Genomic DNA, 22,127 nt, shown 5'->3' with positions numbered 1-22,127 from the left:
ATGCAGAAGATTCTGGTCAGCCGTTGCCTGTTGGGCCACCGCGTGCGTTACGACGGCGGGGCCAGCGGGCCGTTCGACTTGCTCGAACAGTGGATCGCCGAAGGCCGTGTAGTGCCGCTGTGTCCGGAAGTGGCCGGTGGTTTGCCGACCCCGCGTGCTGCGGCGGAAATCCCGGGTGGGCAGGGCGCCGACGTGCTCGATGGCAAGGCGGCGGTGATCACCACCGAGGGCGAGAACGTCAGCGCGCAGTTTCTCGACGGCGCGCGGCAGGCGCTGGCGCTGGTGCAGAAACACGGCATCCGCGTCGCGGTGCTCAAGGCCAACAGCCCTTCCTGCGGGAATCTGCTGACTTATGACGGGACGTTCAGTGGGGTGAAGGTCTCGGGAGAAGGCGTGACGGCTGCGCTGCTCAAACGCCATGGGGTTCAAGTCTTCAGTGAACTCGAACTTTCTCAGGCCTCCATGGCCCTGGCCCACCTCGACTAAAAGCCCACCAAAGACCGTCTGTAGGAGCTGTCGAGTGAAACGAGGCTGCGATCTTTTGATCTTCAAAATCAAGATCAAAAGATCGCAGCCTGCGGCAGCTCCTACGGTTCGGTGAACCACTTCGCGGACAACGCCGCCAACCGCCCATCGGCCTTGATCCGCTGCAACGCACCTTCCAGGCTGGCGTGAAATGCCGGATTACCCTTCTGAAACGGAATCGCCAGCTCCACCGGGGTCGCTTTCGGCTTCTCTTCGGTCAGCGCCTGCACCAGCACCATTGGCCGTGGCTGCTCATCTTTCTTCGCCCATAGCTGCGAGTCGACCTTGCCGTAAGGCTCGCTGACGTCGAAACGATCCTTGAGTTCAGGTGTCAGTGCTATGTGGTTGAGCGCGACGTCGTACTTGCCGCTTTCAACGCCCTGGAGCAGGTCGGCTTCGTCGGTGACGATGAAGTCGGCGCGTACATCCAGCTCGTTGGCCAGCAGTTGCCCAAGCTCGACCTCGAACCCCGTGAGTGTGTCGCCATCCTTGAAATTGAAGGGCGGTGTATTAGCCTCAAGGGCAATGCGCAACTCGCCACGGTCGTTGATGTCATCAATCAGTTCGGCGTGAGCCAACGGGCTCAGAAGGGGTAGCAGGCAGATCAGGCCAGGCAGAAGGCGCATGGTCACTCCTTTGAAATCATTATTGCGATGCTCTGAGTCAGGCTCGCTTTGCTATGGTTGTCGAGTGCCTTCGACAACGAATGGTCATGAAGTTGTCATGACCGCGCGGATTTTACGGAAAAACTGGAGAAGAGAATGAAAACGTTTATGTCACGAGCAGCCTTGGCTGGCCTGTTGATGGGTGTTTCAGTGCTGGCCAGTGCAGCGACCCCGGCGCCTAAAGGTGCCGAAGTGTTCATCGTTTCTCCCGAAGACGGGGCCACGGTTTCTCAGGAGTTCAAGGTCAAGTTCGGGGTCAAGGACGTTGCGCTGGCACCGGCCGGTGACGTTACCAAGAATACCGGTCACCATCACCTGCTGATCGACGTCGACCAAATGCCGGCGGCGGGCGCGCCGATTCCGAATGATGCCAACCACATGCACTTCGGCAAGGCGCAGACCGAGGCCACGATCAAACTGGCCCCGGGCAAGCACACCTTGCAGCTGGAACTGGGCGACAGCGGCCACATGCCGTTCGATCCGCCGATCGTGTCGAAGAAAATCACCGTCAACGTCAAATAAGTTTTCGGCGGTGCATGAAAAAGGGAGCCCGAAGGCTCCCTTTTTCATTGCTCGGCGTTCGATCAGAACAGCACGCGACTACGGATGGTGCCGTTGACGTGTTGCAGCTTCTCTTGCGCCAGCTCCGAGTACTCGGCGTCGACGTCGATCACCACGTAACCGACTTTCTCGTTGGTCTGCAGGAACTGACCGGAGATGTTGATGCCGTTTTCGGCGAAGACCTTGTTGATCTCGCTCATCACACCCGGAATGTTCTCGTGGATGTGCAGCAGACGGTGCTTGCCAGGGTGAGCCGGCAGGGCCACTTCCGGGAAGTTCACCGACGACACCGAAGTACCGTTGTCGCTGTACTTGACCAGTTTCTCCGCCACTTCCAGACCGATGTTAGCCTGGGCTTCGGCAGTCGAACCACCGATGTGCGGGGTCAGGATCACGTTGTCCAGGCCACGCAGCGGGCTTTCGAACTCTTCGTCGTTGGAGCGTGGCTCCACCGGGAACACGTCGATGGCCGCGCCGATCAGGTGCTTGTCCTTGATCGCGTCCGCCAGGGCGTCCAGCTCGACCACGGTACCGCGCGCCGCGTTGATCAGGATGCCGCCCTTCTTGATGGCGCGGATTTCCTTCTCGCCGATCATCCACTGGGTCGCCGCGGTTTCCGGAACGTGCAGGGTGACGATGTCGGACATGCCCAGCAGCTCGTGCAGGTTGCCGACCTGAGTGGCGTTGCCCAGCGGCAGCTTGGTCACGGTATCGTAGAAGAACACCTGCATCCCTAAGCCTTCCGCCAGAACCGACAGCTGCGTACCGATCGAGCCGTAGCCGACGATGCCGAGTTTCTTGCCACGGATCTCGAAGGAGTTGGCTGCGGACTTGATCCAGCCGCCACGGTGGCAGGACGCGTTTTTCTCAGGGATGCCGCGCAGCAGCAGGATCGCTTCGGCCAGCACCAGTTCCGCGACGGAACGGGTGTTGGAGTACGGCGCGTTGAACACGGCGATACCGCGCTCGCGGGCAGCACTCAGGTCGACCTGGTTGGTGCCGATGCAGAAACAGCCGACCGCGACCAGCTTCTTCGCGTGATCGAAGATCTCTTCGGTCAGTTGGGTGCGCGAACGAATGCCGATGAAGTGAGCATCAGCGATCTTTTCCTTGAGCTCGGCTTCCGGCAAGGAGCCTGTCAGGTATTCGATGCTGGTGTAGCCCGCCGCCTTGAGGACGTCGACAGCCGATTGGTGGACGCCTTCGAGAAGAAGGAACTTGATCTTGCTCTTATCGAGAGAAGTCTTGCTCATCTGCGTAAACCTGTATCCCGGAGAAAAATGGCAGGAAATGGTCAACAGACATTGACCTGGACGACAAGAAAGCCGTCACCGCAGAACTGGCCTTGGGCACTGGCCTGCGGGGTCGGTATGCTAGCATAGCCACCCCGCTAAACACTCATTCCTGCGACGTGAAGCGTCTTCAGGATGACCATGAATTGTTCGAGAGTTCTGTCGATGACCAATCCTGCCCTGATTGATGAACTGAAGACCCTGGTCGAGCCTGGCAAGGTCCTGACCGACGCCGACTCCCTGAATGCGTACGGCAAGGATTGGACCAAGCACTTCGCGCCCGCGCCAAGCGCCATCGTGTTTCCCAAGACCATCGAGCAGGTGCAGGCCGTCGTCCGCTGGGCCAATACCCACAAAGTGGCGCTGGTGCCATCCGGCGGGCGCACCGGGTTGTCCGCCGCCGCCGTCGCCGCCAATGGCGAACTGGTGGTGTCGTTCGACTACATGAACCAGATTCTCGACGTGAACCTCACCGATCGCACCGCCGTCTGCCAGCCCGGCGTGGTCACCGAACACCTGCAAAACGTTGCCGAAGAAAACGGCCTGTATTACCCGGTGGACTTCGCGTCGGCCGGTTCCAGTCAGATTGGCGGCAATATCGGCACCAATGCCGGCGGAATCAAGGTGATTCGCTACGGCATGACCCGTAACTGGGTCGCCGGCCTGAAAGTGGTCACCGGCAAGGGCGATGTGCTGGAGCTGAACAAAGACCTGATCAAGAACGCCACCGGTTACGACCTGCGCCAGTTGTTCATCGGCGCCGAGGGCACCTTGGGTTTTGTGGTCGAAGCGACCATGCGTCTGGATCGTGCGCCGAAAAACCTCACCGCGATGGTCCTCGGCACCGCTGATTTCGATTCGATCATGCCGGTGCTGCACGCCTTTCAGGGCAAGCTTGACCTGACCGCGTTCGAATTCTTCTCTGACAAGGCCCTGGCCAAAGTGCTGGGCCGTGGCGACGTACCGGCGCCGTTCGACACCGAGTGCCCGTTCTATGCGTTGCTGGAATTCGAAGCAACCAGCGAAGAAGTGGCCAACACCGCGCTGGAAACCTTCGAACACTGCGTCGAGCAGGGCTGGGTGCTGGACGGCGTGATGAGCCAGAGCGAAACCCAGCTGCACAACCTGTGGAAGCTGCGCGAGTACATTTCCGAAACCATCTCGCACTGGACGCCATACAAGAACGACATCTCGGTCACTGTGTCGAAAGTCCCGGCATTCTTGCAGGAAATCGACGCGATCGTCGGTGAACATTACCCGGACTTCGAAATCGTCTGGTTCGGCCACATCGGCGACGGCAACCTGCACCTGAACATCCTCAAGCCGGATAACCTGAGCAAGGACGAGTTCTTCGCCAAGTGTGCGACCGTCAACAAGTGGGTGTTCGAAACCGTCGAGAAATACAACGGTTCGATCTCCGCCGAGCACGGCGTGGGCATGACCAAGCGCGACTACTTGACGTACAGCCGTTCGCCGGTCGAAATCGAGTACATGAAAGCGGTCAAAGCGGTGTTCGACCCGAACGGCATCATGAACCCGGGCAAGATCTTCGCGGTTTGATTGGCAATCCCCTGAATCAATGAAGGCAGGAGTCGGTAAATGAGCTATCAGCACCAGTACGTCGACGGCACGCGCATTCACTTCCCGATCGGGAAAGTGGTGTGCATTGGCCGTAATTACGCCGAGCACGCCAAGGAACTGGACAATCCGGTGCCTACCGAACCGTTGCTGTTCATCAAGCCGGGCAGTTGCGTGGTGCCGCTGGAAGGCGGGTTCAGCATTCCGACCGAGCGCGGCTCGGTGCACTACGAAGCGGAAATCGCCGTGTTGATCGGCAAGCCGCTGTCGACCAAACCGAGCCGCGAAGAAGTGCTGGATGCGATCTCCGGTTTCGCCCCGGCGCTGGATCTGACCCTGCGCGACAAGCAGGCCGAGCTCAAGTCCAAGGGCCTGCCATGGGAAATCGCCAAGTCGTTCGACGGTGCGGCGGTGATCGCGCCGTTCGTGGTCGGCAGCACGTTCCCAGACCTGACCGACATCGGCATTCGCCTGACCATCAACGGTGAAGTGCGTCAGGACGGCAACAGCAGCGCGATGCTCAACCCGATCGTGCCGATGATCCAGCACATGGCCGGCTGCTTTTCGCTGCAGGCCGGCGACGTGATCCTCACCGGCACGCCAGTGGGCGTCGGCCCGCTGAATGTCGGCGACGACATTGTGCTGGAACTGGTTGGCGCGAGCAGCTTCAGCAGCAGCGTGCGCTGACCGAACGCATCCGATACACAGCAACTGTGGCGAGGGAGCTTGCTCCCGCTGGACTGCGCAGCAGGCCCCTTGAAAAGCAGGGTCGCTTCGCGCCCCAGCGGGAGCAAGCTCCCTCGCCACAATAAATCCCCTCACAACAGGGCTCACTCCCACACTGGTTATGTTTCGCGGCTCGCAAAGCCGCACGGCAATCCCGCCATTTGCCGTTTTTTTCACATTCTGTCCGGATAATTCCTCTCATTCTGGCGTCTGAGCCGGCCTCTTTGTGCTATTACCCATAGCCTGAATTTTCGGAATGCGTCCCTGATGTCAGCTCAAACACAGCTCAATCCTCCTCGCCGCTCACGTTTTGCCCTGCGCTGGTATGTCTGGCTGTTGCTGGTGCTTGCCGCCGCCTATGGCCTGGCGTTTGCCATGCATTGGGACGACCGTGGCCTGCTCTGGTTGCGCGAGCGGTTCGAAAGCCAGGCCGAGCAGAAAGCGAGCATCTGGTTGCCGGACTATCGTGTGGTCATCGACGGCAAACTGCTGCCGGGCATGGAAAAGGACGAGGCCTCTGACCTGTCCTACAACCCGCAGACCAAAACCCTGTTTTCAGTGATGGGCAAGAACCCGTTCCTGGTCGAACTGACCCTGCAGGGGGATGTGCTGCGCAAGATGCCGCTGGTGGGCTGGAGCAATCCGGAAGGCGTGACCGTGTTGCAAAACGGCCTGATGGCGATCGTCGATGAGCGCGAACACCTGCTCTCCATCGTCAAGGTCGATGCCGAAACCCGCGAACTGCAGCGTGACCAATTCCCGAAATACGACCTGGGCCCCTCGAAAGACCAGAACAAGGCGTTCGAGGCGATCACTTGGGATCCGCGCAATCAACAGTTGCTGCTGGGCGAAGAACGGCCGCCGGCGCTGTTCACCTGGAAAAGCGACGGCAGCCAGATCCTCAAAGGCGACAAGCAGAAGCTGGCCAATGATGAGCTGGATATTCGCAACCTCTCGGCGCTGGCCATCGACCCGCGTACCGGCCACACCCTGGTGCTGTCCGCCGATTCGCATCTGTTGCTGGAGCTGGACGAGAAGGGCGAGCAAGTCAGCTTCATGACCCTGCTGGGCGGCTTCAACGGTTTGAAGAGCACCATTCCCCGCGCCGAAGGCGTGACCATGGACGACGCGGGTACGCTGTACATGGTCAGTGAGCCGAACCTGTTCTACCGCTTCGAAAAGCAGAAATAACCACCGTTCACTAATCCTCGTGTAGGAGCTGCCGCAGGCTGCGATCTTTTGCTTTTGTTTTTCAAGATCAAAAGATCGCAGCCTGCGGCAGCTCCTACACAGGGGCGTCTTGTGGCCTGAGGCAAGTGGCCATTAAGCTTCAGTTCAGACAGGCGTGATATTTCATCCGCCTGTTTTGATCCCGAGCCTGCCTGAATGCGTCGACTTGCCCGTCCCAAGCCCCTGTTTGCCATCCTGTCAGTGATTGCCCTGATCGCGTTGATCGCGATCGGCCAATACCTGCGCCTGTTCGAGCGCGCCTGGTTCAACCTGCACAGCGTGTGGCAACCATTAAGCAGCCAGGCCATCGGCCTGGATCAGTACCAGGTCGAGGTCGAGGCTCGGGTCATCGACGGGCTGAACGACGATGTGTCGGCGCTGACCTACGATCCGCTGCGCAAAAGCCTGTTCACCGTGACCAATAAGCACGCCGAATTGGTCGAGTTGTCGCTCGACGGCAAGATCCTGCGGCGCATCGCACTGATCGGCTTTGGCGATGCGGAAGCGGTGGAGTTCATCAGCGCCGACACCTACGTGATTACCGACGAGCGAGAGCAACGGCTGATCAAGGTGCATCTTGAGCAGGACACGACCTTCCTCGATGCGGCGGATGCCGAACAGATGACACTTGGCGTGCACATGAGCGGCAACAAGGGCTTCGAGGGCCTGGCGTATGACTCGGTGGGCAAACGCCTGTTCGTGGCCAAGGAGCGCGACCCGATGCTGATTTATGAAGTGCACGGATTCCCGCACTTCAATCCGGAAAAATCCTACGCGGTGCACGTGATCAATAATCCCAAGCGCGATGCGGGGATGTTCGTGCGCGATCTGTCGAGCCTGCAATACGACGAGCGCAGCGGCCATTTGTTGGCGCTGTCCGACGAGTCGGGGCTGATTCTTGAACTGGATGTTGATGGACGTCCGCTGAGCACCTTGTCGCTGAACAAGGGCCGGCAGGGTTTGCACAAGAGCGTGCCGCAAGCCGAAGGCATGGCGATGGATGATGACGGAACGTTGTATCTGGTGAGTGAGCCGAATCTGTTTTACGTCTTCAGGAAACCTGCGCAAAACTGATCAACACCACAAAAAAGTAGGAGTGAGCTTTGTGGCGAGGGGATTTATCCCCGATGGACTGCGCAGCGGTCCCAGCTCTTGGGGCCGCTTCGCTGCCCATCGGGGATAAATCCCCTCACCACAGGTTTCACTCCTACAGGTTTTGCATCTGCCTACAAATGGTGGGCAGTCTCTGCTTACTCAGCCTTCAGCGTTTTTACACCTTCGCTGGTGCCCAGCAACAGCAGATCCGCCGGGCGCGCCGCGAACAGGCCGTTGGTGACCACGCCGACGATCGCGTTGATCTGCGCTTCCAGCTCCACCGGGTTGGTGATCTGCAGGTTATGCACGTCGAGGATGATGTTGCCGTTGTCGGTCAGCACGCCTTCGCGGTACACCGGGTCGCCGCCCAGTTTCACCAGTTGGCGGGCGACGTGGCTGCGGGCCATCGGGATCACTTCCACCGGCAGCGGGAATTCGCCCAGCACCGGCACCAGTTTGCTGGCGTCGGCGATGCAGATGAAGGTCTTGGCCACGGCCGCGACGATCTTCTCGCGGGTCAGGGCGGCGCCGCCGCCCTTGATCAGGTTCAGGTGCGCGTCACTCTCGTCGGCGCCGTCGACGTAGAACTCGAGGTCGCTGACGGTGTTCAGCTCATACACCGGAATGCCGTGGCCCTTGAGGCGCGCGGCAGTGGCTTCGGAACTGGCGACCGCGCCATCGAACGCGCCCTTGTGCTGGGCCAGCGCATCGATGAAGCAGTTGGCGGTGGAGCCGGTGCCGACCCCGACGATGCTCTTGTCATCGAGTTTCGGGAGGATGAAGTCGACGGCGGCCTGAGCCACTGCCTGTTTGAGTTGATCCTGGGTCATGCGGGCTCCGGAAGCGGGCAAGGTGAGTTCGGAAAGGCCGGCATTATAGCCCCCATGCCCGGCGAAAACTCCTGTGGTGAGGGGATTTATCCCCGATGGAGGGCGAAGCGCTCCCCGGCACTCCTCGCAAATATTGCGCTCTCAGGTTGACGACGGCTGCGCCGCCGATCGGGGATAAATCCCCTCACCACAATGAGGTTTACATCACAAAGTGTTTGCCCCGGCTAAAACCCCCTGGTCAGTGTGGTCGTGCGCCCAAAAGCCGGGTTAGACTCGTGGGTCCCGCCCAATCGCCAGTGATGCTTTCCGATGCTCGAACAGTACGTCAAAAAGATCCTCACCTCGCGCGTTTATGACGTTGCCGTAGAAACCCCGCTGCAGAACGCTCGCCAGCTCTCCGAGCGGCTGGGCAATGACATTTGGCTCAAGCGTGAAGACTTGCAGCCGGTGTTCTCGTTCAAGATTCGCGGCGCCTACAACAAGTTGACCCAACTGACCGACGAAGAGCGCGCCCGTGGCGTGGTCACCGCGTCGGCGGGCAACCATGCGCAGGGTCTGGCGCTGGCGGCGAAAGTGCTGGGCGTGAAAGCCACCATCGTCATGCCCAAGACCACCCCGGAGATCAAGGTCGAAGGCGTGCGCTCGCGCGGCGGCAAAGTCGTGCTGCATGGCGATTCGTTCCCGGAAGCACTGGCCTACTCGCTGAAACTGGTCGATGAAAAGGGCTACGTTTACATCCACCCGTACGACGATCCGCACACCATTGCCGGGCAGGGCACCGTGGCGATGGAAATTCTGCGCCAGCACCCGCAACCGCTGGACGCGATCTTCGTGCCGGTCGGCGGCGGCGGTCTGATTGCCGGTATCGCGGCGTACGTGAAATACCTGCGTCCGGACATCAAGGTCATCGGCGTCGAGCCGGACGACTCCAACTGCCTGCAAGCGGCCATGGCCGCCGGTGAGCGCGTGGTACTGCCGACCGTGGGCATCTTCGCCGACGGCGTGGCGGTGGCACAGATCGGCCAGCACACCTTCGACATCTGCAAAGACTACGTCGACGAAGTGATTACTGTCAGCACCGACGAGATCTGCGCGGCAATCAAGGATATCTACGACGATACCCGCTCGATCACCGAACCTGCCGGCGCCTTGGGCGTGGCCGGAATCAAGAAGTACGTCGAACTGCGCGGCGTCAGCGGCCAGACCTTCGTCGCCATCGACTCTGGAGCCAACGTCAACTTCGACCGCCTGCGCCACGTCGCCGAGCGCGCCGAGCTGGGCGAGGGTCGCGAGGCGATCATCGCCGTGACCATTCCTGAGAAGGCCGGCAGCTTCAAAGCCTTCTGCGAAGCGATCGGCAAGCGCCAGATCACCGAATTCAACTACCGCTACAACACCGGCAGCGAAGCGCACATCTTCGTCGGCGTGCAGACTCACCCGGAAAACGACCCGCGCAGCGCGCTGCTGGCGAGCCTGACCGAGCAGGGTTTCCCGGTACTCGACCTGACCGACAACGAACTGGCCAAGTTGCACATTCGTCACATGGTGGGCGGCCATGCGGCGCACGTGATTGACGAAGTGGTGTTCCGCTTCGAATTCCCGGAACGCCCGGGTGCGCTGTTCAACTTCCTCAACAAGCTCGGCGGGCGCTGGAACATCTCGATGTTCCACTACCGCAACCACGGCGCAGCTGACGGCCGTGTGGTCGCGGGCCTGCAAGTACCGCATGACGAGCGCCATCTGGTGCCGGCGGCGCTTGAGGAAATCGGTTATCCGTACTGGGATGAAAGCGAAAACCCGGCCTATCAGTTGTTTCTCGGCTGAGCGGCTACGCTGATGGGCAGGCCCTGAGGAAATCGAACAATGGAAACGTTAACTGCCCTGAAAACCGCGCACATGGTCGCCACTGTAGTATTGCTGGCCGGTGCGCTGGGACTGGGAGTCTGGGTGTTTCTGGCAAAACGCAAGGGTGATGCAACGGCGGGCAGCCGCACCTTGCAACGGCCACGGGTGTTCATCTGGCTGTTGATGGGCCTGGCACTGTTGAGCATGCCGTTCACCGGCTGGGGCATGGTGCATCTGGTCGGCTGGCCGCTGGGGCAGACCTGGCTGCTGGCCTCCAGCGTGCTGTACACCGTGGCGGCGCTGGCGTGGTTCTGGTTGCTGGTGCGGTTGAATCGCTTGCGCAAGGCGCCGGGCGGGGTGGGGCGGTTCAGCCTGGCCTTGGCGTTGTTCAGCTTTGTCTGCTTTATCGCGATTGCCGGGTTGATGGGCGCCAAGCCTGTTTAAGGCTTGAGACCGCGTTGCTTTAATCGCTGGCAAGCCAGCTCCCACAGGATCTGTAGCGAACACAAATGGTGTGACCACCTGAAAAACCTGTGGGAGCTGGCTTGCCAGCGATAGCTATATCAGCCGCGCAGACTAATGACTGGCCAGCCCCGCTTCTCGGCTTCGGCCCGCAGATTCGGATCCGGATCCACTGCCACCGGGTTCGCCACCTGCTCCAGCAGCGGCAGGTCATTCATCGAGTCGCTGTAGAAATAGCTGTCATCCAGCGAATGCCCGGTTTCCTCCAGCCAGCGATTCAGGCGCGTCACCTTGCCTTCGCGGAAGCACGGAATGTCGGTGCTGCGCCCGGTGTAGCGGCCATCGACCATCTCGCACTCGGTGGCGATCAGGGTTTCAACGCCCAGGCGCACGGCAATCGGCGCGGTGACGAAGCGGTTGGTTGCAGTGATGATCACCAGTTTGTCACCGGCGTCACGGTGCTGTTTCAGCAACTCCAGCGCCTTGGGCAGCATGATCGGCTCAATGCAGTCGCGCATGTAATCGTTATGCCACTGCTCAAGCACGGCCATTTCGGTGCGACCGAGGATCTCCAGGCAGAAGTTCAGGTACGCGGCGTTATCCAGCTGGCCGGCCAGGTAATCCTGATAGAACTCGTCGTTGCGCGTCTTGTACGCCACCGGATCGAGGAAGCCGCGTTCGCACAGATAGTCGCCCCAGGCGTGATCGCTGTCGCCGCCCAGAAGGGTGTTGTCCAAATCGAATAGAGCCAGGCGCATTGCAGTTACCCGCTGAAAAGTCAGTAAAAAGGCGACAAGAATACGGTCTTTTCACAAGAGTGCACATAAGGTAGGAACCTTCGTTGCCGCCTTATCAAGCTTTGTGGAACAATGCGGCGACATGCGTTTGCGAGGTTGTTGCCGTGATCGACCCCGATGGTTTCCGCCCCAATGTCGGGATCATTCTGACGAATGACGCCGGCCAGGTGCTATGGGCTCGCCGTATCAATCAAGATGCCTGGCAGTTTCCGCAAGGGGGAATCAACCCCGAGGAGACGCCGGAAGACGCCTTGTACCGCGAGCTGAACGAAGAAGTTGGCCTGGAACGTGAAGATGTTGAAATACTGGCCTGTACCCGGGGCTGGTTGCGCTATCGTTTGCCGCAACGTCTGGTGCGTACCCACAGCCAACCGCTGTGCATCGGCCAGAAGCAGAAATGGTTTCTCCTGCGCCTGATCTCCAACGAGCAGCGGGTGCGGATGGATTTGACCGGTAAACCGGAGTTCGATGGCTGGCGCTGGGTCAGTTATTGGTATCCGTTGGGCCAAGTGGTGACATTCAAGCGCGAGGTGTATCGACGCGCCCTCAAAGAGCTTGCCCCGCGCCTTTTAGCGCGCGACTGACGACGGAGTTCGACCCCGAGCCATGCTCAATACGCTGCGCAAGATCGTCCAGGAAGTTAACTCCGCCAAGGATCTCAAGGCGGCGTTGGGGATTATTGTGTTGCGCGTCAAAGAGGCCATGGGCAGCCAGGTCTGCTCGGTCTACCTGCTTGATCCCGAGACCAACCGCTTCGTCCTGATGGCCACCGAGGGCTTGAACAAGCGCTCGATCGGCAAGGTCAGCATGGCACCCAACGAAGGTCTGGTGGGTCTGGTCGGCACGCGTGAAGAACCCCTGAACCTCGAAAACGCCGCGGATCACCCGCGCTACCGCTACTTCGCCGAGACCGGCGAGGAGCGCTACGCCTCTTTCCTCGGGGCGCCGATCATTCACCACCGCCGCGTCGTCGGCGTGTTGGTCATCCAGCAGAAAGAACGCCGCCAGTTCGACGAAGGTGAAGAAGCCTTCCTCGTGACCATGAGCGCGCAGCTCGCCGGCGTGATCGCCCACGCCGAGGCCACCGGTTCGATCCGTGGCCTGGGCCGTCAGGGCAAGGGCATTCAGGAAGCCAAGTTCGTCGGCGTACCGGGTTCGCCAGGTGCTGCGGTGGGTACCGCGGTGGTCATGCTGCCGCCAGCGGATCTGGACGTGGTGCCGGACAAGCACATCACCGACATCGACGCCGAACTGGCGCTGTTCAAGACCGCCATCGAAGGCGTGCGCGCCGACATGCGCGCCTTGTCCGCCAAACTTGCGACCCAGCTGCGTCCGGAAGAGCGCGCGCTGTTCGACGTCTACCTGATGATGCTCGACGATGCCTCGCTGGGCAGCGAAATCACCACCGTGATCAAGACCGGCCAGTGGGCCCAAGGTGCGTTGCGTCAGGTGGTCACTGAGCACGTCAACCGTTTCGAACTGATGGACGACGCCTACCTGCGCGAGCGTGCGTCGGACGTCAAAGACCTCGGTCGGCGCCTGCTGGCTTACCTGCAGGAAGAGCGTCAGCAGAATCTGGTCTACCCGGAAAAAACCATTCTGGTCAGCGAAGAACTGACGCCGGCCATGCTCGGCGAGGTGCCGGAAGGCACGCTGGTCGGTCTGGTGTCGGTCCTCGGCTCGGGCAACTCCCACGTCGCGATCCTGGCCCGGGCCATGGGCATTCCGACGGTAATGGGCCTGGTCGATCTGCCGTACGCCAAGGTCGACGGCATCGAAGTGATCGTCGATGGTACCCGTGGCGAGGTCTACACCAACCCCGGCGACGTGCTGCGCAAGCAGTTCGCCGAAGTGGTTGAAGAAGAGAAACAACTGGCGCTGGGCCTCGACACCCTGCGTGACCTGCCGTGCGTGACCCTCGACGGGCACCGCATGCCGTTGTGGGTCAACACCGGTCTGCTGGCCGATGTAGCGCGGGCGCAGAAGCGCGGCGCCGAGGGCGTCGGCCTGTACCGCACCGAAGTGCCGTTCATGATCAACCAGCGCTTCCCGAGCGAGAAGGAACAACTGGCGATCTACCGCGAGCAGCTCGCCGCGTTCCACCCGCAACCGGTGACCATGCGCAGCCTGGACATCGGCGGTGACAAATCGCTGTCGTACTTCCCGATCAAGGAAGACAACCCGTTCCTCGGCTGGCGCGGGATTCGCGTGACCCTCGACCATCCGGAAATCTTCCTGGTGCAGACCCGTGCGATGCTCAAGGCCAGCGAAGGCCTGAACAACCTGCGGATCCTGCTGCCGATGATCTCCGGCACCCACGAACTCGAAGAAGCCCTGCACCTGATCCACCGGGCCTGGGGCGAAGTGCGCGACGAAGGCACCGACGTGCCGATGCCGCCGATCGGCGTGATGATCGAGATTCCGGCCGCGGTGTATCAGACCAGGGAACTGGCGCGCCAGGTGGACTTCCTGTCGGTCGGCTCCAACGACCTGACTCAGTACCTGCTGGCGGTTGACCGCAACAACCCGCGAGTAGCCGATCTCTACGACTACCTGCACCCGGCGGTGCTGCAAGCCCTGCAGACCGTGGTGCGCGACGCGCATGCCGAAGGCAAGCCGGTGAGCATCTGCGGCGAAATGGCCGGTGATCCAGCCGCCGCGGTGCTGTTGATGGCGATGGGCTTCGACAGCCTGTCGATGAACGCCACCAACCTGCCGAAAGTGAAGTGGATGCTGCGTCAGATCAACCTGAGCAAGGCCAAGGACCTGCTGGCCGAGCTGATGACCATCGACAACCCGCAGGTTATTCACAGCTCGCTGCAACTGGCGCTGAAGAATCTCGGCTTGTCGAAGATGAATCCGCCGGCGGTCAACAAGGCCCTTTAAAAGGCTGATGGCCCTGTGGCGAGGGAGCTTGCTCCCGCTGGAGTGCGGAGCGCTCCCAATTCGGTCAATGAGATTCTTCTGAGAGATCGCATTGGCTGGGTTGCGGCTGCTTCGCACCCGAGCGGGAGCAAGCTCCCTCGCCACAATGGTTGCTCACTTTCAGGTATTGATCTCCACCTCCCCCAAATGCCCGCCATACGGCCCGAAACTGCGCTCGATCATCCGCCGCGTGCCGTCCGCCTGCACAATCAACACGGTACTCGCTCGCGTCCCGTAACTCTGGCTGGCGATGAACACGCTCGACAGCAGTGATTCGGTCGCCAGCCCGACTCCGGTGTCCGGCAGTTCGGCAAACGGTGCGGTGTGCGCATCGCCCAGCAACTCCAGCAACTGCGCAGGTTGTGGATCGTCCAGCACCGCGCTCAGGGCAGCCTTGGCCTTGAGCAACTTCGGCCACGGCGTATCCAGCCCGGCATTCGACAGCCCGTAAACCCCGGGTTGGAGCATCACCGGCTCGGACGTTCGCGCATTGAAGTGCCACAGCTCGTGGGCATTGCCCAGCAGCAGGTTGAACCCGGCGTATTCCGGCGAGCGCGCGACCACATCGCTTAAATAATCATCAATTGACGCATCGCCCGTGAGAAACCGCGCCACCAGCTCGCCCCGCGATTTACGCGCCGGTGGCTGGTGCGGATCGCGGATATTGGTCAGCGCGGCAAAGCGCCCGTTGGCGCCGATCCCCAGCCAGGTGCCGCCAGCCTCAAGATCGCGCCCGGCGTGCACGTGTGGCGCATCGGCCCATGGCGCCAGCGGCAGGCTCGGGCGGGCGTAGAACTCGTCACGGTTGGCCGCGACGATCAGCGGCTGGGCATGGCCCGGACGCCAGGCGAAAACGATCAGGCACATAAGGTGGTCCTTGTGTGTTTTCTGCTCACTCTACGCAGTCGGCGTCCGTGCATCCATCGCAAGTGGAGCCGGAGGGCATGCATCCGTTACCATGCCGCTCCGGTTTTGGGGATGCGTCTGGGAGACGGTCATGGAATTTCTGCTCTATCTGGCGTTGGGCGCCTGTGCGGGCGTGCTGGCCGGGCTGTTCGGGGTGGGCGGCGGGATCATTATTGTCCCGGTGCTGGTGTTCAGTTTTACCTTGCAGGGATTCGATCAGTCGATCCTTACTCATCTGGCGGTAGGGACATCGCTGGCGACGATCATTTTCACTTCGGTCAATGCCGTGCGTGAACACCATCGGCGTGGTGCGGTGCGCTGGCCGATCTTCATGTGGATGACCGTGGGCATTCTGCTCGGCGCCGGTTTTGGTGCGCTGACCGCCGAGGCGATTTCCGGACCGAACCTGCAGAAGATCATCGGCGTGTTCGCCTTGGTGATTGCCGTGCAACTGGCGCTGGAGGTCAAACCCAAGGCCAGTCGAACGGTGCCTGGCAAACTGGGTCTGACCGTGGCCGGCAGTGTGATTGGCTGGGCCTCGGCGATTTTCGGGATCGGCGGCGGTTCACTGACCGTGCCGTTCCTGACCTGGCGCAGCGTACCGATGCAGCAAGCGGTGGCCACGTCGTCGGCCTGCGGTTTGCCGATCGCCTTGGCCAGTGCCTTAAGTTTCATGATTCTGGGCTGGCATGATCCGTTGTTGCCGCCGCATAGTCTCGGTTTTGTTTATTTGCCGGCGCTGCTGGGCATTGCCCTGACCAGCATGGTATTCGCCCGTCTCGGCGCGCGTCTGGCGCACAAGTTGTCGCCGCGCTTGCTGAAACGGCTGTTCGCCGCTTTGCTGTTCTGCGTGGGCCTGAATTTCCTGCTCTGAGCCTCTGGTTCAGAACAGGCCGCAATCCTGGCTTAATCCTGAGGTGGCAGCGTCGCCCGGGAATTTTGGTTTCAACTCTAACGAGGAGTCGCAATGCTGCCTTACCCGCAGATTGACCCGGTGGCCCTGGCCATCGGTCCGCTGAAAATCCACTGGTACGGCCTGATGTACCTCGTCGGCATCGGCGGCGCATGGCTGCTGGCGTCGAGCCGGCTCAACCGTTTCGACCCGACCTGGACCAAGGAGAAGCTCTCCGATCTGGTGTTCTGGCTGTCGATGGGGGTGATTGTCGGTGGACGTCTGGGCTATGTGCTGTTCTACGACCTGAGCGCCTACCTCGCCAACCCGACGCTGATTTTCGAAGTGTGGAAGGGCGGCATGTCGTTCCACGGCGGTTTCATCGGCGTGATGCTCGCCGCGCTGTGGTTCGGCAAGCGTAACGGCAAGACGTTCTTCCAGCTGATGGACTTCGTTGCGCCGATGGTGCCGATCGGCCTGGGTGCCGGGCGTATCGGCAACTTCATCAACGCCGAGCTGTGGGGCAAGCCGACCGACGTGCCGTGGGCGATGATCTTCCCGCCGTTCAGCGATCCGGCGCAGCTGCCGCGTCACCCGTCGCAGCTGTATCAGTTCGCGCTTGAAGGCGTCGCGCTGTTCCTGATCCTGTGGCTGTTCTCGCGTAAACCGCGTCCGACCATGGCGGTATCGGGCATGTTTGCGCTGTTCTACGGCATCTTCCGTTTCATCGTCGAGTTCGTCCGCGTACCGGACGCGCAACTGGGCTACCTGGCCTGGAACTGGCTGACCATGGGTCAGGTGCTGTGCGTACCGATGATCGTCGGCGGGCTGTTCCTGATCTGGCTGGCCTATCGTCGTGCGCCGGCAGCGCCGCTCGCGCCGACCGCTTAAACTACGAACCCCGGCGCGCGACGCTGGGGCTCAAAGGACACAGGTAACTCATGAAGCAATATCTCGAACTGGTCTCGCACGTCATTGCGAACGGCACCAAACAGGCCAACCGCACCGGCATCAACACCATCAGCTTCCCGGGTGCGATGCTGCGTTTCGATCTGCAGGAAGGCTTTCCGGCGATCACCACCCGCAAGATGGCCTTCAAATCGGCCATCGGCGAGATGTGCGGTTTTCTGCGTGGCGTGAACAACGCCGCTGAATTCCGTGCGCTGGGCTGCAAGGTCTGGGACCAGAACGCCAACGAAAACGCGCAGTGGCTGGCCAACCCGTTCCGTCAGGGCGAAGACGACCTTGGCGAAATCTACGGTGTGCAATGGCGCAAGTGGCCGGCGTACAAGCAGATCCCGCTGAGCAACACCGCCGCCATCGAACAAACCCTGAACAACGGCTACAAGCAGATCGCCCAAGGCGAAGAGGATGGTCAGGCCTACGTGGTGCTGTACAAAGCCATCGATCAGGTGCGCCAGTGCGTCGACACGATCATCAAGGATCCAGGCAGCCGCCGCATCCTGTTCCATGGCTGGAACTGCGCCCAGCTTGATGAAATGGCCCTGCCGCCGTGCCATCTGCTGTACCAGTTCCACCCGAACGTCGAGACCCGAGAGATCTCCCTGACGCTGTACATCCGCTCCAACGACCTGGGTCTGGGCACGCCGTTCAACCTCACCGAAGGCGCTGCGCTGCTGAGTCTGATCGGGCGCCTGACCGGTTACACGCCGCGCTGGTTCACCTATTTCATCGGTGATGCGCACGTCTACGAGAACCACCTGGACATGCTCAACGAACAGCTCAAGCGCGAGCCGTTCGCCATGCCAAAACTGAAAATCTCCGACCGCGTACCGGAGTTTGCCAAGACCGGTGTGTACCAGCCGGAGTGGCTGGAGTTGGTGGAGCCGAGCGACTTCTCGCTGGAAGGTTATGAGCACCATGCGCCGATGACCGCGCCGATGGCGGTCTGACAGACTGCCATTAAACCTGTGGGAGCTGGCTTGCCAGCGATGACGGCAGCACATTCAACATTGATGTGTCTGTAAAACCGCTATCGCTGGCAAGCCAGCTCCCACAATATTTTGTGGTGTTGTCAGTGGCCGTGGCTGCGGCCTACGTGGGAATGTTCGACTTCGGTTGCGACGACGCCACCACTCACCTCCAGCCGCTGCAAAATCCCGCACTGATCGGCCCCCGGCCCTTCGCCACAGCGTTGGCGCAGGTCGAGCAGTTGTGTCTGCAACGCCAGCAAGCCATCAATCCGCGCTTTCACATGCTGGATGTGCTCGTCGATCAGTGTATTGACGCTTGCACACTGATCCTGCGGGCTGTCACGCATGGCCAGCAGGCTGCGGATTTCTTCGAGGGTCATATCGAGGGTGCGACAGTTGCGGATGAAGGTCAGGCGTTCGGCGTGGGCCTGGGTGTAGACGCGGTAGTTGCCATCGCTGCGCGCCGGTTCCGGCAGCAGGTGTTCCCGCTCGTAGTAGCGGATGGTTTCCACCGCGCAATCGGTGAGTTTCGCCAGTTCTCCGATCTTCATGACGGCCATCTCCAAATGGGTGCTTGACCCTATAGTGGCTACAGGGTCTTTACTTGGCAACAGGCACCTTTATGGACGCGACCAATGAGCGATTCCCAGCACACCCACAAGCCCGGCGACGGGCACGATCATAGCCACAGCCATAAATTGCAGCCTGTGCATAAGCACGAGCATGGCGGCAATTCCTGCTGCGGGTCGAAAGCCGCAGCACCGGCGCCGGTTCATTCGCACGAAGATTCTTGCTGCTCGTCGACAGCGGCTGCGCCTGCGTTGGTGCAACTGAGCGAAAAGACCAGCGCTGACGCCCGGTTGAGCAGTTTCCGCATCGAAGCGATGGACTGCCCGACCGAGCAGACGCTGATCCAGAACAAACTCGGCAAACTGGCCGGCGTGCAGCAGCTGGAATTCAACCTGATCAACCGCGTGCTTGGCGTGACCCACACTCTGCCCGACACCGCGCCGATTACCGAGGCGATCACCTCGCTGGGCATGCACGCCGAACCTTTGGAGGCGGGCGTCGAAGCCCCGGCCACAGCGCCAGTGAAAAAGCACTGGTGGCCCTTGGCGTTGTCCGGCGTCGGCGCGCTGGCGGCGGAAGTGATCCACTTCACCAACGCTGCGCCGACCTGGGTGGTGGCGATCATCGCGCTGGTGTCGATTCTCAGCGGCGGCCTGACCACCTATAAAAAGGGCTGGATCGCCCTGAAGAACCGTAACCTCAACATCAATGCGCTGATGAGCATCGCGGTGACCGGTGCGGTGTTGATCGGGCAGTGGCCGGAAGCGGCAATGGTGATGTTCCTGTTTACCGTGGCCGAATTGATTGAGGCGCGCTCGCTGGATCGTGCGCGCAACGCCATCAGCGGCCTGATGCAAATGACCCCGGAACAGGCCACGGTGCAGCAGGCCGACGGCAACTGGATCGAACAAGAGGTCAAAAGCGTCGAACTCGGCGCCCGTGTCCGGGTAAAACCCGGCGAGCGCATCGCCCTGGACGGTGAAGTCGTCAGCGGCAGTTCGACCATCGATCAGGCGCCGATCACCGGCGAAAGCCTGCCGGTGGAGAAAACCGTGGGCGACAAAGTCTTCGCCGGCACCATCAACCAGGCCGGTTCGCTGGAATACTCGGTGACTGCGGCGGCGAACAACTCGACGTTGGCGCGGATCATCCATGCCGTCGAGCAGGCTCAGGGGGCGCGCGCTCCGACCCAACGCTTCGTCGATCAGTTCTCGAAAATCTACACCCCGGTGGTGTTCGTGCTGGCGCTGGCCGTGGCGATCATTCCGCCGCTGTTTATGGGTGCGGCATGGTTTGACTGGATCTACCGTGCGCTGGTGTTGCTGGTGGTGGCCTGCCCGTGCGCGCTGGTGATCTCCACCCCGGTGACCATCGTCAGTGGCCTCGCGGCGGCGGCGCGCAAAGGCATTCTGGTCAAGGGCGGCGTTTATCTGGAGGGCGGTTTCAAGCTCGATTATCTGGCACTGGACAAGACCGGCACCATCACCTACGGCAAACCGGTGCAGACCGATTACCTGTCGCTCGACCCGACCGCCGACGCCAGCGCTCCGGCCATCGCCGCCGCGCTGGCCGGGCGCTCCGATCACCCGGTGTCGCTGGCGATTGCCAATGCGGCTGTGGATAAAAACCTCGCCGTGCTCAGTGTGGATAACTTTGAAGCGCTGGCCGGTCGCGGCGTGAAAGGCCAGGTCAACGGTCAGACTTATCACCTGGGCAACCACCGTCTGGTCGAAGAGCTTGGCCTGTGCTCGCCGCAACTGGAAGAGAAGCTGTTTGCGCTGGAGAAACAGGGCAAGTCCGTGGTGTTGCTGCTCGACAGTTCTGGTCCGCTGGCGCTGTTCGCCGTGGCTGATACGGTCAAGGAATCCAGCCGCGAAGCGATCCGCCAGTTGCATGCCCTGGGCGTGAAAACGTTGATGCTCACCGGCGACAACGTACACACCGCGCAGGCCATTGCGGCGCAGGTCGGCATGGACCAGGCAAAGGGCGACTTGCTGCCGACCGACAAGCTGCAGGCTATCGAAGAGCTTTATGCACAGGGTCATCGAGTGGGCATGGTCGGCGACGGTATCAACGACGCCCCGGCATTGGCACGGGCCGAGATTGGTTTCGCCATGGCGGCGGCTGGTACCGACACCGCGATTGAAACCGCTGATGTCGCCCTGATGGACGACGATCTGCGCAAGATCCCGGCGTTCATCAGCCTGTCGCGCGACACCGCGAGCATCCTGAAACAGAACATCGCCTTGGCACTGGTGATCAAGGCTATCTTTCTTGGGGTAACCTTCGCCGGACTCGCCACCATGTGGATGGCGGTGTTTGCCGACATGGGCGTGAGCCTGCTGGTGGTGTTCAACGGTTTGCGCCTGCTGCGCAAATAAACGATGAGGGATGGTTGTGCTGAGTGCCGAGCTGAAAGCGTTTTATATGGTCGCCCGCCTGGGCAGCATGACGCTGGCGGCGAAAAAGCTCGGCCTCAGCCAACCCACCGTGACCACGCAGATCCGTAATCTGGAAAGTCAGTACTCGGTGGAGCTGTTCTACCGTGGCGGTCGGCGCCTGAGCGTCAGCGACGAAGGCGCGCGACTGCTGCCGATGGTCAAGGCGCTGTTGCAGCAGGAGGCCGACATCGAGTTCTTCCTGCGCAACAGCGGTCAGGTGCAGGGCACGTTGCGCATCGCTGCGACCGCGCCGTATTACATCCTCGATCTGGTGAAGACCTTCCGCGAGCGCCTGCCGCAGGTGGAAGTGTCGGTGGAAATCGGCAACTCGCAGCAGGTGCTCGAAGCGCTGGAGGATTACCGCGTCGATGTCGCGGCGTCGTCGCAGTTGCTTGAGGATGCGCGCTTGATTCGCCGGGTATTGGGCAGCGATCCGCTGGTGCTGGCGGTGCATCGCAATCATCCGCTGGCGGCGCAGGAGCATGTGGCGTTGAGTGCTTTGGCCGGGCATACCTTGCTGATGCGCGAGTCCGGTTCGACCACCCGGCGCCTGACCGAGGAGTTGCTGGAAAGCGCCGGGGTCAGTTTTGGCCCGTTGCTGGAGATCGGCAGCCGTGAGTCGATCCGCGAGGCGGTGCTGCGCAATATCGGCATCAGCATCATTGCCCGCCAGGAAGTGCCGCATGATCCGCAGTTGCGCGTGCTGACCATCGAGAATGCGCCGCAGATTCCCGAGTACCTCTATTGCCTCAAGGAGCGCAAGGGCGCGCGGTTGCCGGCGGCCTTCCTCGGCTTGGCTCAGGAAATGTCCCCGGCCTGATTTCTTCGCTGCTCGTACTGGCCCCATCGCTGG

General features: G+C 61.2%; 21 protein-coding genes. 15 read left to right on the top strand and 6 right to left on the bottom strand.

Annotation, left to right across the window (positions count from 1 at the left end; all coding sequences use genetic code 11):
- Entirely contained in the window at nt 1–486 is a 486-nt protein-coding gene (locus L6D63_RS16645) for a 2-thiouracil desulfurase family protein (RefSeq protein WP_047297187.1), read from the top strand.
- Between the two features lie 101 nt (nt 487–587).
- Here the strand turns inward: L6D63_RS16645 and L6D63_RS16640 are convergent, their stop codons facing one another.
- Nucleotides 588–1,151, bottom strand: coding sequence for a transporter substrate-binding domain-containing protein (locus L6D63_RS16640; RefSeq protein ID WP_131670644.1), 564 nt, complete (start codon nt 1,149–1,151; stop codon nt 588–590).
- Between the two features lie 135 nt (nt 1,152–1,286).
- Between L6D63_RS16640 and L6D63_RS16635 the strand changes: the two genes are divergently transcribed.
- Nucleotides 1,287–1,712 carry a DUF4399 domain-containing protein gene (locus L6D63_RS16635; protein WP_041072147.1) on the top strand — a complete coding sequence of 142 codons (426 nt, stop codon included), beginning with the start codon at nt 1,287–1,289 and terminating at the stop codon, nt 1,710–1,712.
- 62 nt (nt 1,713–1,774) lie between these two features.
- Here the strand turns inward: L6D63_RS16635 and serA are convergent, their stop codons facing one another.
- Nucleotides 1,775–3,004, bottom strand: a complete 1,230-nt coding sequence (serA, locus tag L6D63_RS16630; RefSeq protein WP_003229219.1) for a phosphoglycerate dehydrogenase — start codon at nt 3,002–3,004, stop codon at nt 1,775–1,777.
- 204 nt (nt 3,005–3,208) lie between these two features.
- Between serA and L6D63_RS16625 the strand changes: the two genes are divergently transcribed.
- The 4 genes from L6D63_RS16625 to L6D63_RS16610 all read left to right on the top strand — a co-directional run bounded on the left by L6D63_RS16625 (nt 3,209) and on the right by L6D63_RS16610 (nt 7,651).
- A complete protein-coding gene (locus L6D63_RS16625; RefSeq protein WP_131670643.1) occupies nt 3,209–4,603 on the top strand; it encodes an FAD-binding oxidoreductase in 1,395 nt (464 codons plus the stop codon).
- A 39-nt stretch (nt 4,604–4,642) separates the two neighbouring features.
- The gene (locus L6D63_RS16620) at nt 4,643–5,308 is read left to right on the top strand and encodes a fumarylacetoacetate hydrolase family protein (protein ID WP_027610530.1); all 666 of its coding nucleotides are present in this window, start codon (nt 4,643–4,645) and stop codon (nt 5,306–5,308) included.
- A gap of 306 nt (nt 5,309–5,614) precedes the next feature.
- Nucleotides 5,615–6,538 (top strand): SdiA-regulated domain-containing protein, encoded by a 924-nt coding sequence (locus L6D63_RS16615; RefSeq protein ID WP_047297184.1) that lies wholly within the window; start codon nt 5,615–5,617, stop codon nt 6,536–6,538.
- A 195-nt stretch (nt 6,539–6,733) separates the two neighbouring features.
- Nucleotides 6,734–7,651: an SdiA-regulated domain-containing protein gene (locus tag L6D63_RS16610; RefSeq protein ID WP_131670642.1), complete on the top strand. Its 918-nt coding sequence runs from the start codon at nt 6,734–6,736 to the stop codon at nt 7,649–7,651.
- 176 nt (nt 7,652–7,827) lie between these two features.
- Here the strand turns inward: L6D63_RS16610 and rpiA are convergent, their stop codons facing one another.
- A complete protein-coding gene (rpiA, locus tag L6D63_RS16605; protein ID WP_041072157.1) occupies nt 7,828–8,502 on the bottom strand; it encodes a ribose-5-phosphate isomerase RpiA in 675 nt (224 codons plus the stop codon).
- A gap of 309 nt (nt 8,503–8,811) precedes the next feature.
- Here rpiA and ilvA point away from each other — a divergent pair, with 309 nt between their 5' ends.
- The gene (gene ilvA, locus L6D63_RS16600; RefSeq protein ID WP_041072159.1) at nt 8,812–10,326 is read left to right on the top strand and encodes a threonine ammonia-lyase, biosynthetic; all 1,515 of its coding nucleotides are present in this window, start codon (nt 8,812–8,814) and stop codon (nt 10,324–10,326) included.
- A gap of 39 nt (nt 10,327–10,365) precedes the next feature.
- A complete protein-coding gene (locus L6D63_RS16595) occupies nt 10,366–10,791 on the top strand; it encodes a DUF2269 domain-containing protein (RefSeq protein ID WP_131670641.1) in 426 nt (141 codons plus the stop codon).
- Between the two features lie 119 nt (nt 10,792–10,910).
- On the opposite strand, the gene L6D63_RS16590 is transcribed toward L6D63_RS16595, so the two are convergent.
- Entirely contained in the window at nt 10,911–11,567 is a 657-nt protein-coding gene (locus L6D63_RS16590; protein ID WP_047297181.1) for a histidinol-phosphatase, read from the bottom strand.
- Between the two features lie 143 nt (nt 11,568–11,710).
- Between L6D63_RS16590 and L6D63_RS16585 the strand changes: the two genes are divergently transcribed.
- Nucleotides 11,711–12,190, top strand: a complete 480-nt coding sequence (locus L6D63_RS16585) for an RNA pyrophosphohydrolase (protein ID WP_003229203.1) — start codon at nt 11,711–11,713, stop codon at nt 12,188–12,190.
- Nucleotides 12,191–12,212: 22 nt separating this feature from the next.
- On the top strand, nt 12,213–14,492 hold the full coding sequence (ptsP, locus tag L6D63_RS16580) for a phosphoenolpyruvate--protein phosphotransferase (protein WP_041072165.1): 2,280 nt from the start codon (nt 12,213–12,215) through the stop codon (nt 14,490–14,492).
- Nucleotides 14,493–14,651: 159 nt separating this feature from the next.
- On the opposite strand, the gene L6D63_RS16575 is transcribed toward ptsP, so the two are convergent.
- Nucleotides 14,652–15,398 (bottom strand): NRDE family protein, encoded by a 747-nt coding sequence (locus L6D63_RS16575; RefSeq protein WP_131670640.1) that lies wholly within the window; start codon nt 15,396–15,398, stop codon nt 14,652–14,654.
- A gap of 130 nt (nt 15,399–15,528) precedes the next feature.
- On the opposite strand from L6D63_RS16575, the gene L6D63_RS16570 reads away from it, so the two are divergent.
- From L6D63_RS16570 to L6D63_RS16560, 3 genes are all read left to right on the top strand, one after another.
- Nucleotides 15,529–16,311, top strand: a complete 783-nt coding sequence (locus L6D63_RS16570) for a sulfite exporter TauE/SafE family protein (protein WP_047297179.1) — start codon at nt 15,529–15,531, stop codon at nt 16,309–16,311.
- A gap of 93 nt (nt 16,312–16,404) precedes the next feature.
- Nucleotides 16,405–17,220 (top strand): prolipoprotein diacylglyceryl transferase, encoded by an 816-nt coding sequence (gene lgt, locus L6D63_RS16565; RefSeq protein WP_095668081.1) that lies wholly within the window; start codon nt 16,405–16,407, stop codon nt 17,218–17,220.
- 50 nt (nt 17,221–17,270) lie between these two features.
- On the top strand, nt 17,271–18,242 hold the full coding sequence (locus L6D63_RS16560; RefSeq protein WP_131670639.1) for a thymidylate synthase: 972 nt from the start codon (nt 17,271–17,273) through the stop codon (nt 18,240–18,242).
- Between the two features lie 122 nt (nt 18,243–18,364).
- Here L6D63_RS16560 and cadR read toward each other — a convergent pair whose 3' ends face one another.
- Nucleotides 18,365–18,814 carry a Cd(II)/Pb(II)-responsive transcriptional regulator gene (gene cadR / locus L6D63_RS16555; RefSeq protein ID WP_121182497.1) on the bottom strand — a complete coding sequence of 150 codons (450 nt, stop codon included), beginning with the start codon at nt 18,812–18,814 and terminating at the stop codon, nt 18,365–18,367.
- 84 nt (nt 18,815–18,898) lie between these two features.
- Between cadR and L6D63_RS16550 the strand changes: the two genes are divergently transcribed.
- Both L6D63_RS16550 and L6D63_RS16545 read left to right on the top strand, forming a co-directional pair.
- The gene (locus L6D63_RS16550) at nt 18,899–21,214 is read left to right on the top strand and encodes a heavy metal translocating P-type ATPase (RefSeq protein WP_131670638.1); all 2,316 of its coding nucleotides are present in this window, start codon (nt 18,899–18,901) and stop codon (nt 21,212–21,214) included.
- Nucleotides 21,215–21,230: 16 nt separating this feature from the next.
- Nucleotides 21,231–22,094, top strand: coding sequence for a LysR family transcriptional regulator (locus L6D63_RS16545; protein WP_047297500.1), 864 nt, complete (start codon nt 21,231–21,233; stop codon nt 22,092–22,094).
- Nucleotides 22,095–22,127: the final 33 nt, after the last annotated feature.

Origin of the sequence: Pseudomonas parakoreensis, assembly GCF_021602155.1 — a bacterium.
In the GTDB taxonomy this organism is placed as follows: Bacteria; Pseudomonadota; Gammaproteobacteria; order Pseudomonadales; family Pseudomonadaceae; genus Aquipseudomonas; species Aquipseudomonas parakoreensis.
Note: the sequence above shows the minus strand (reverse complement) of the source record. Positions and strands in the feature narration are given on the sequence as shown.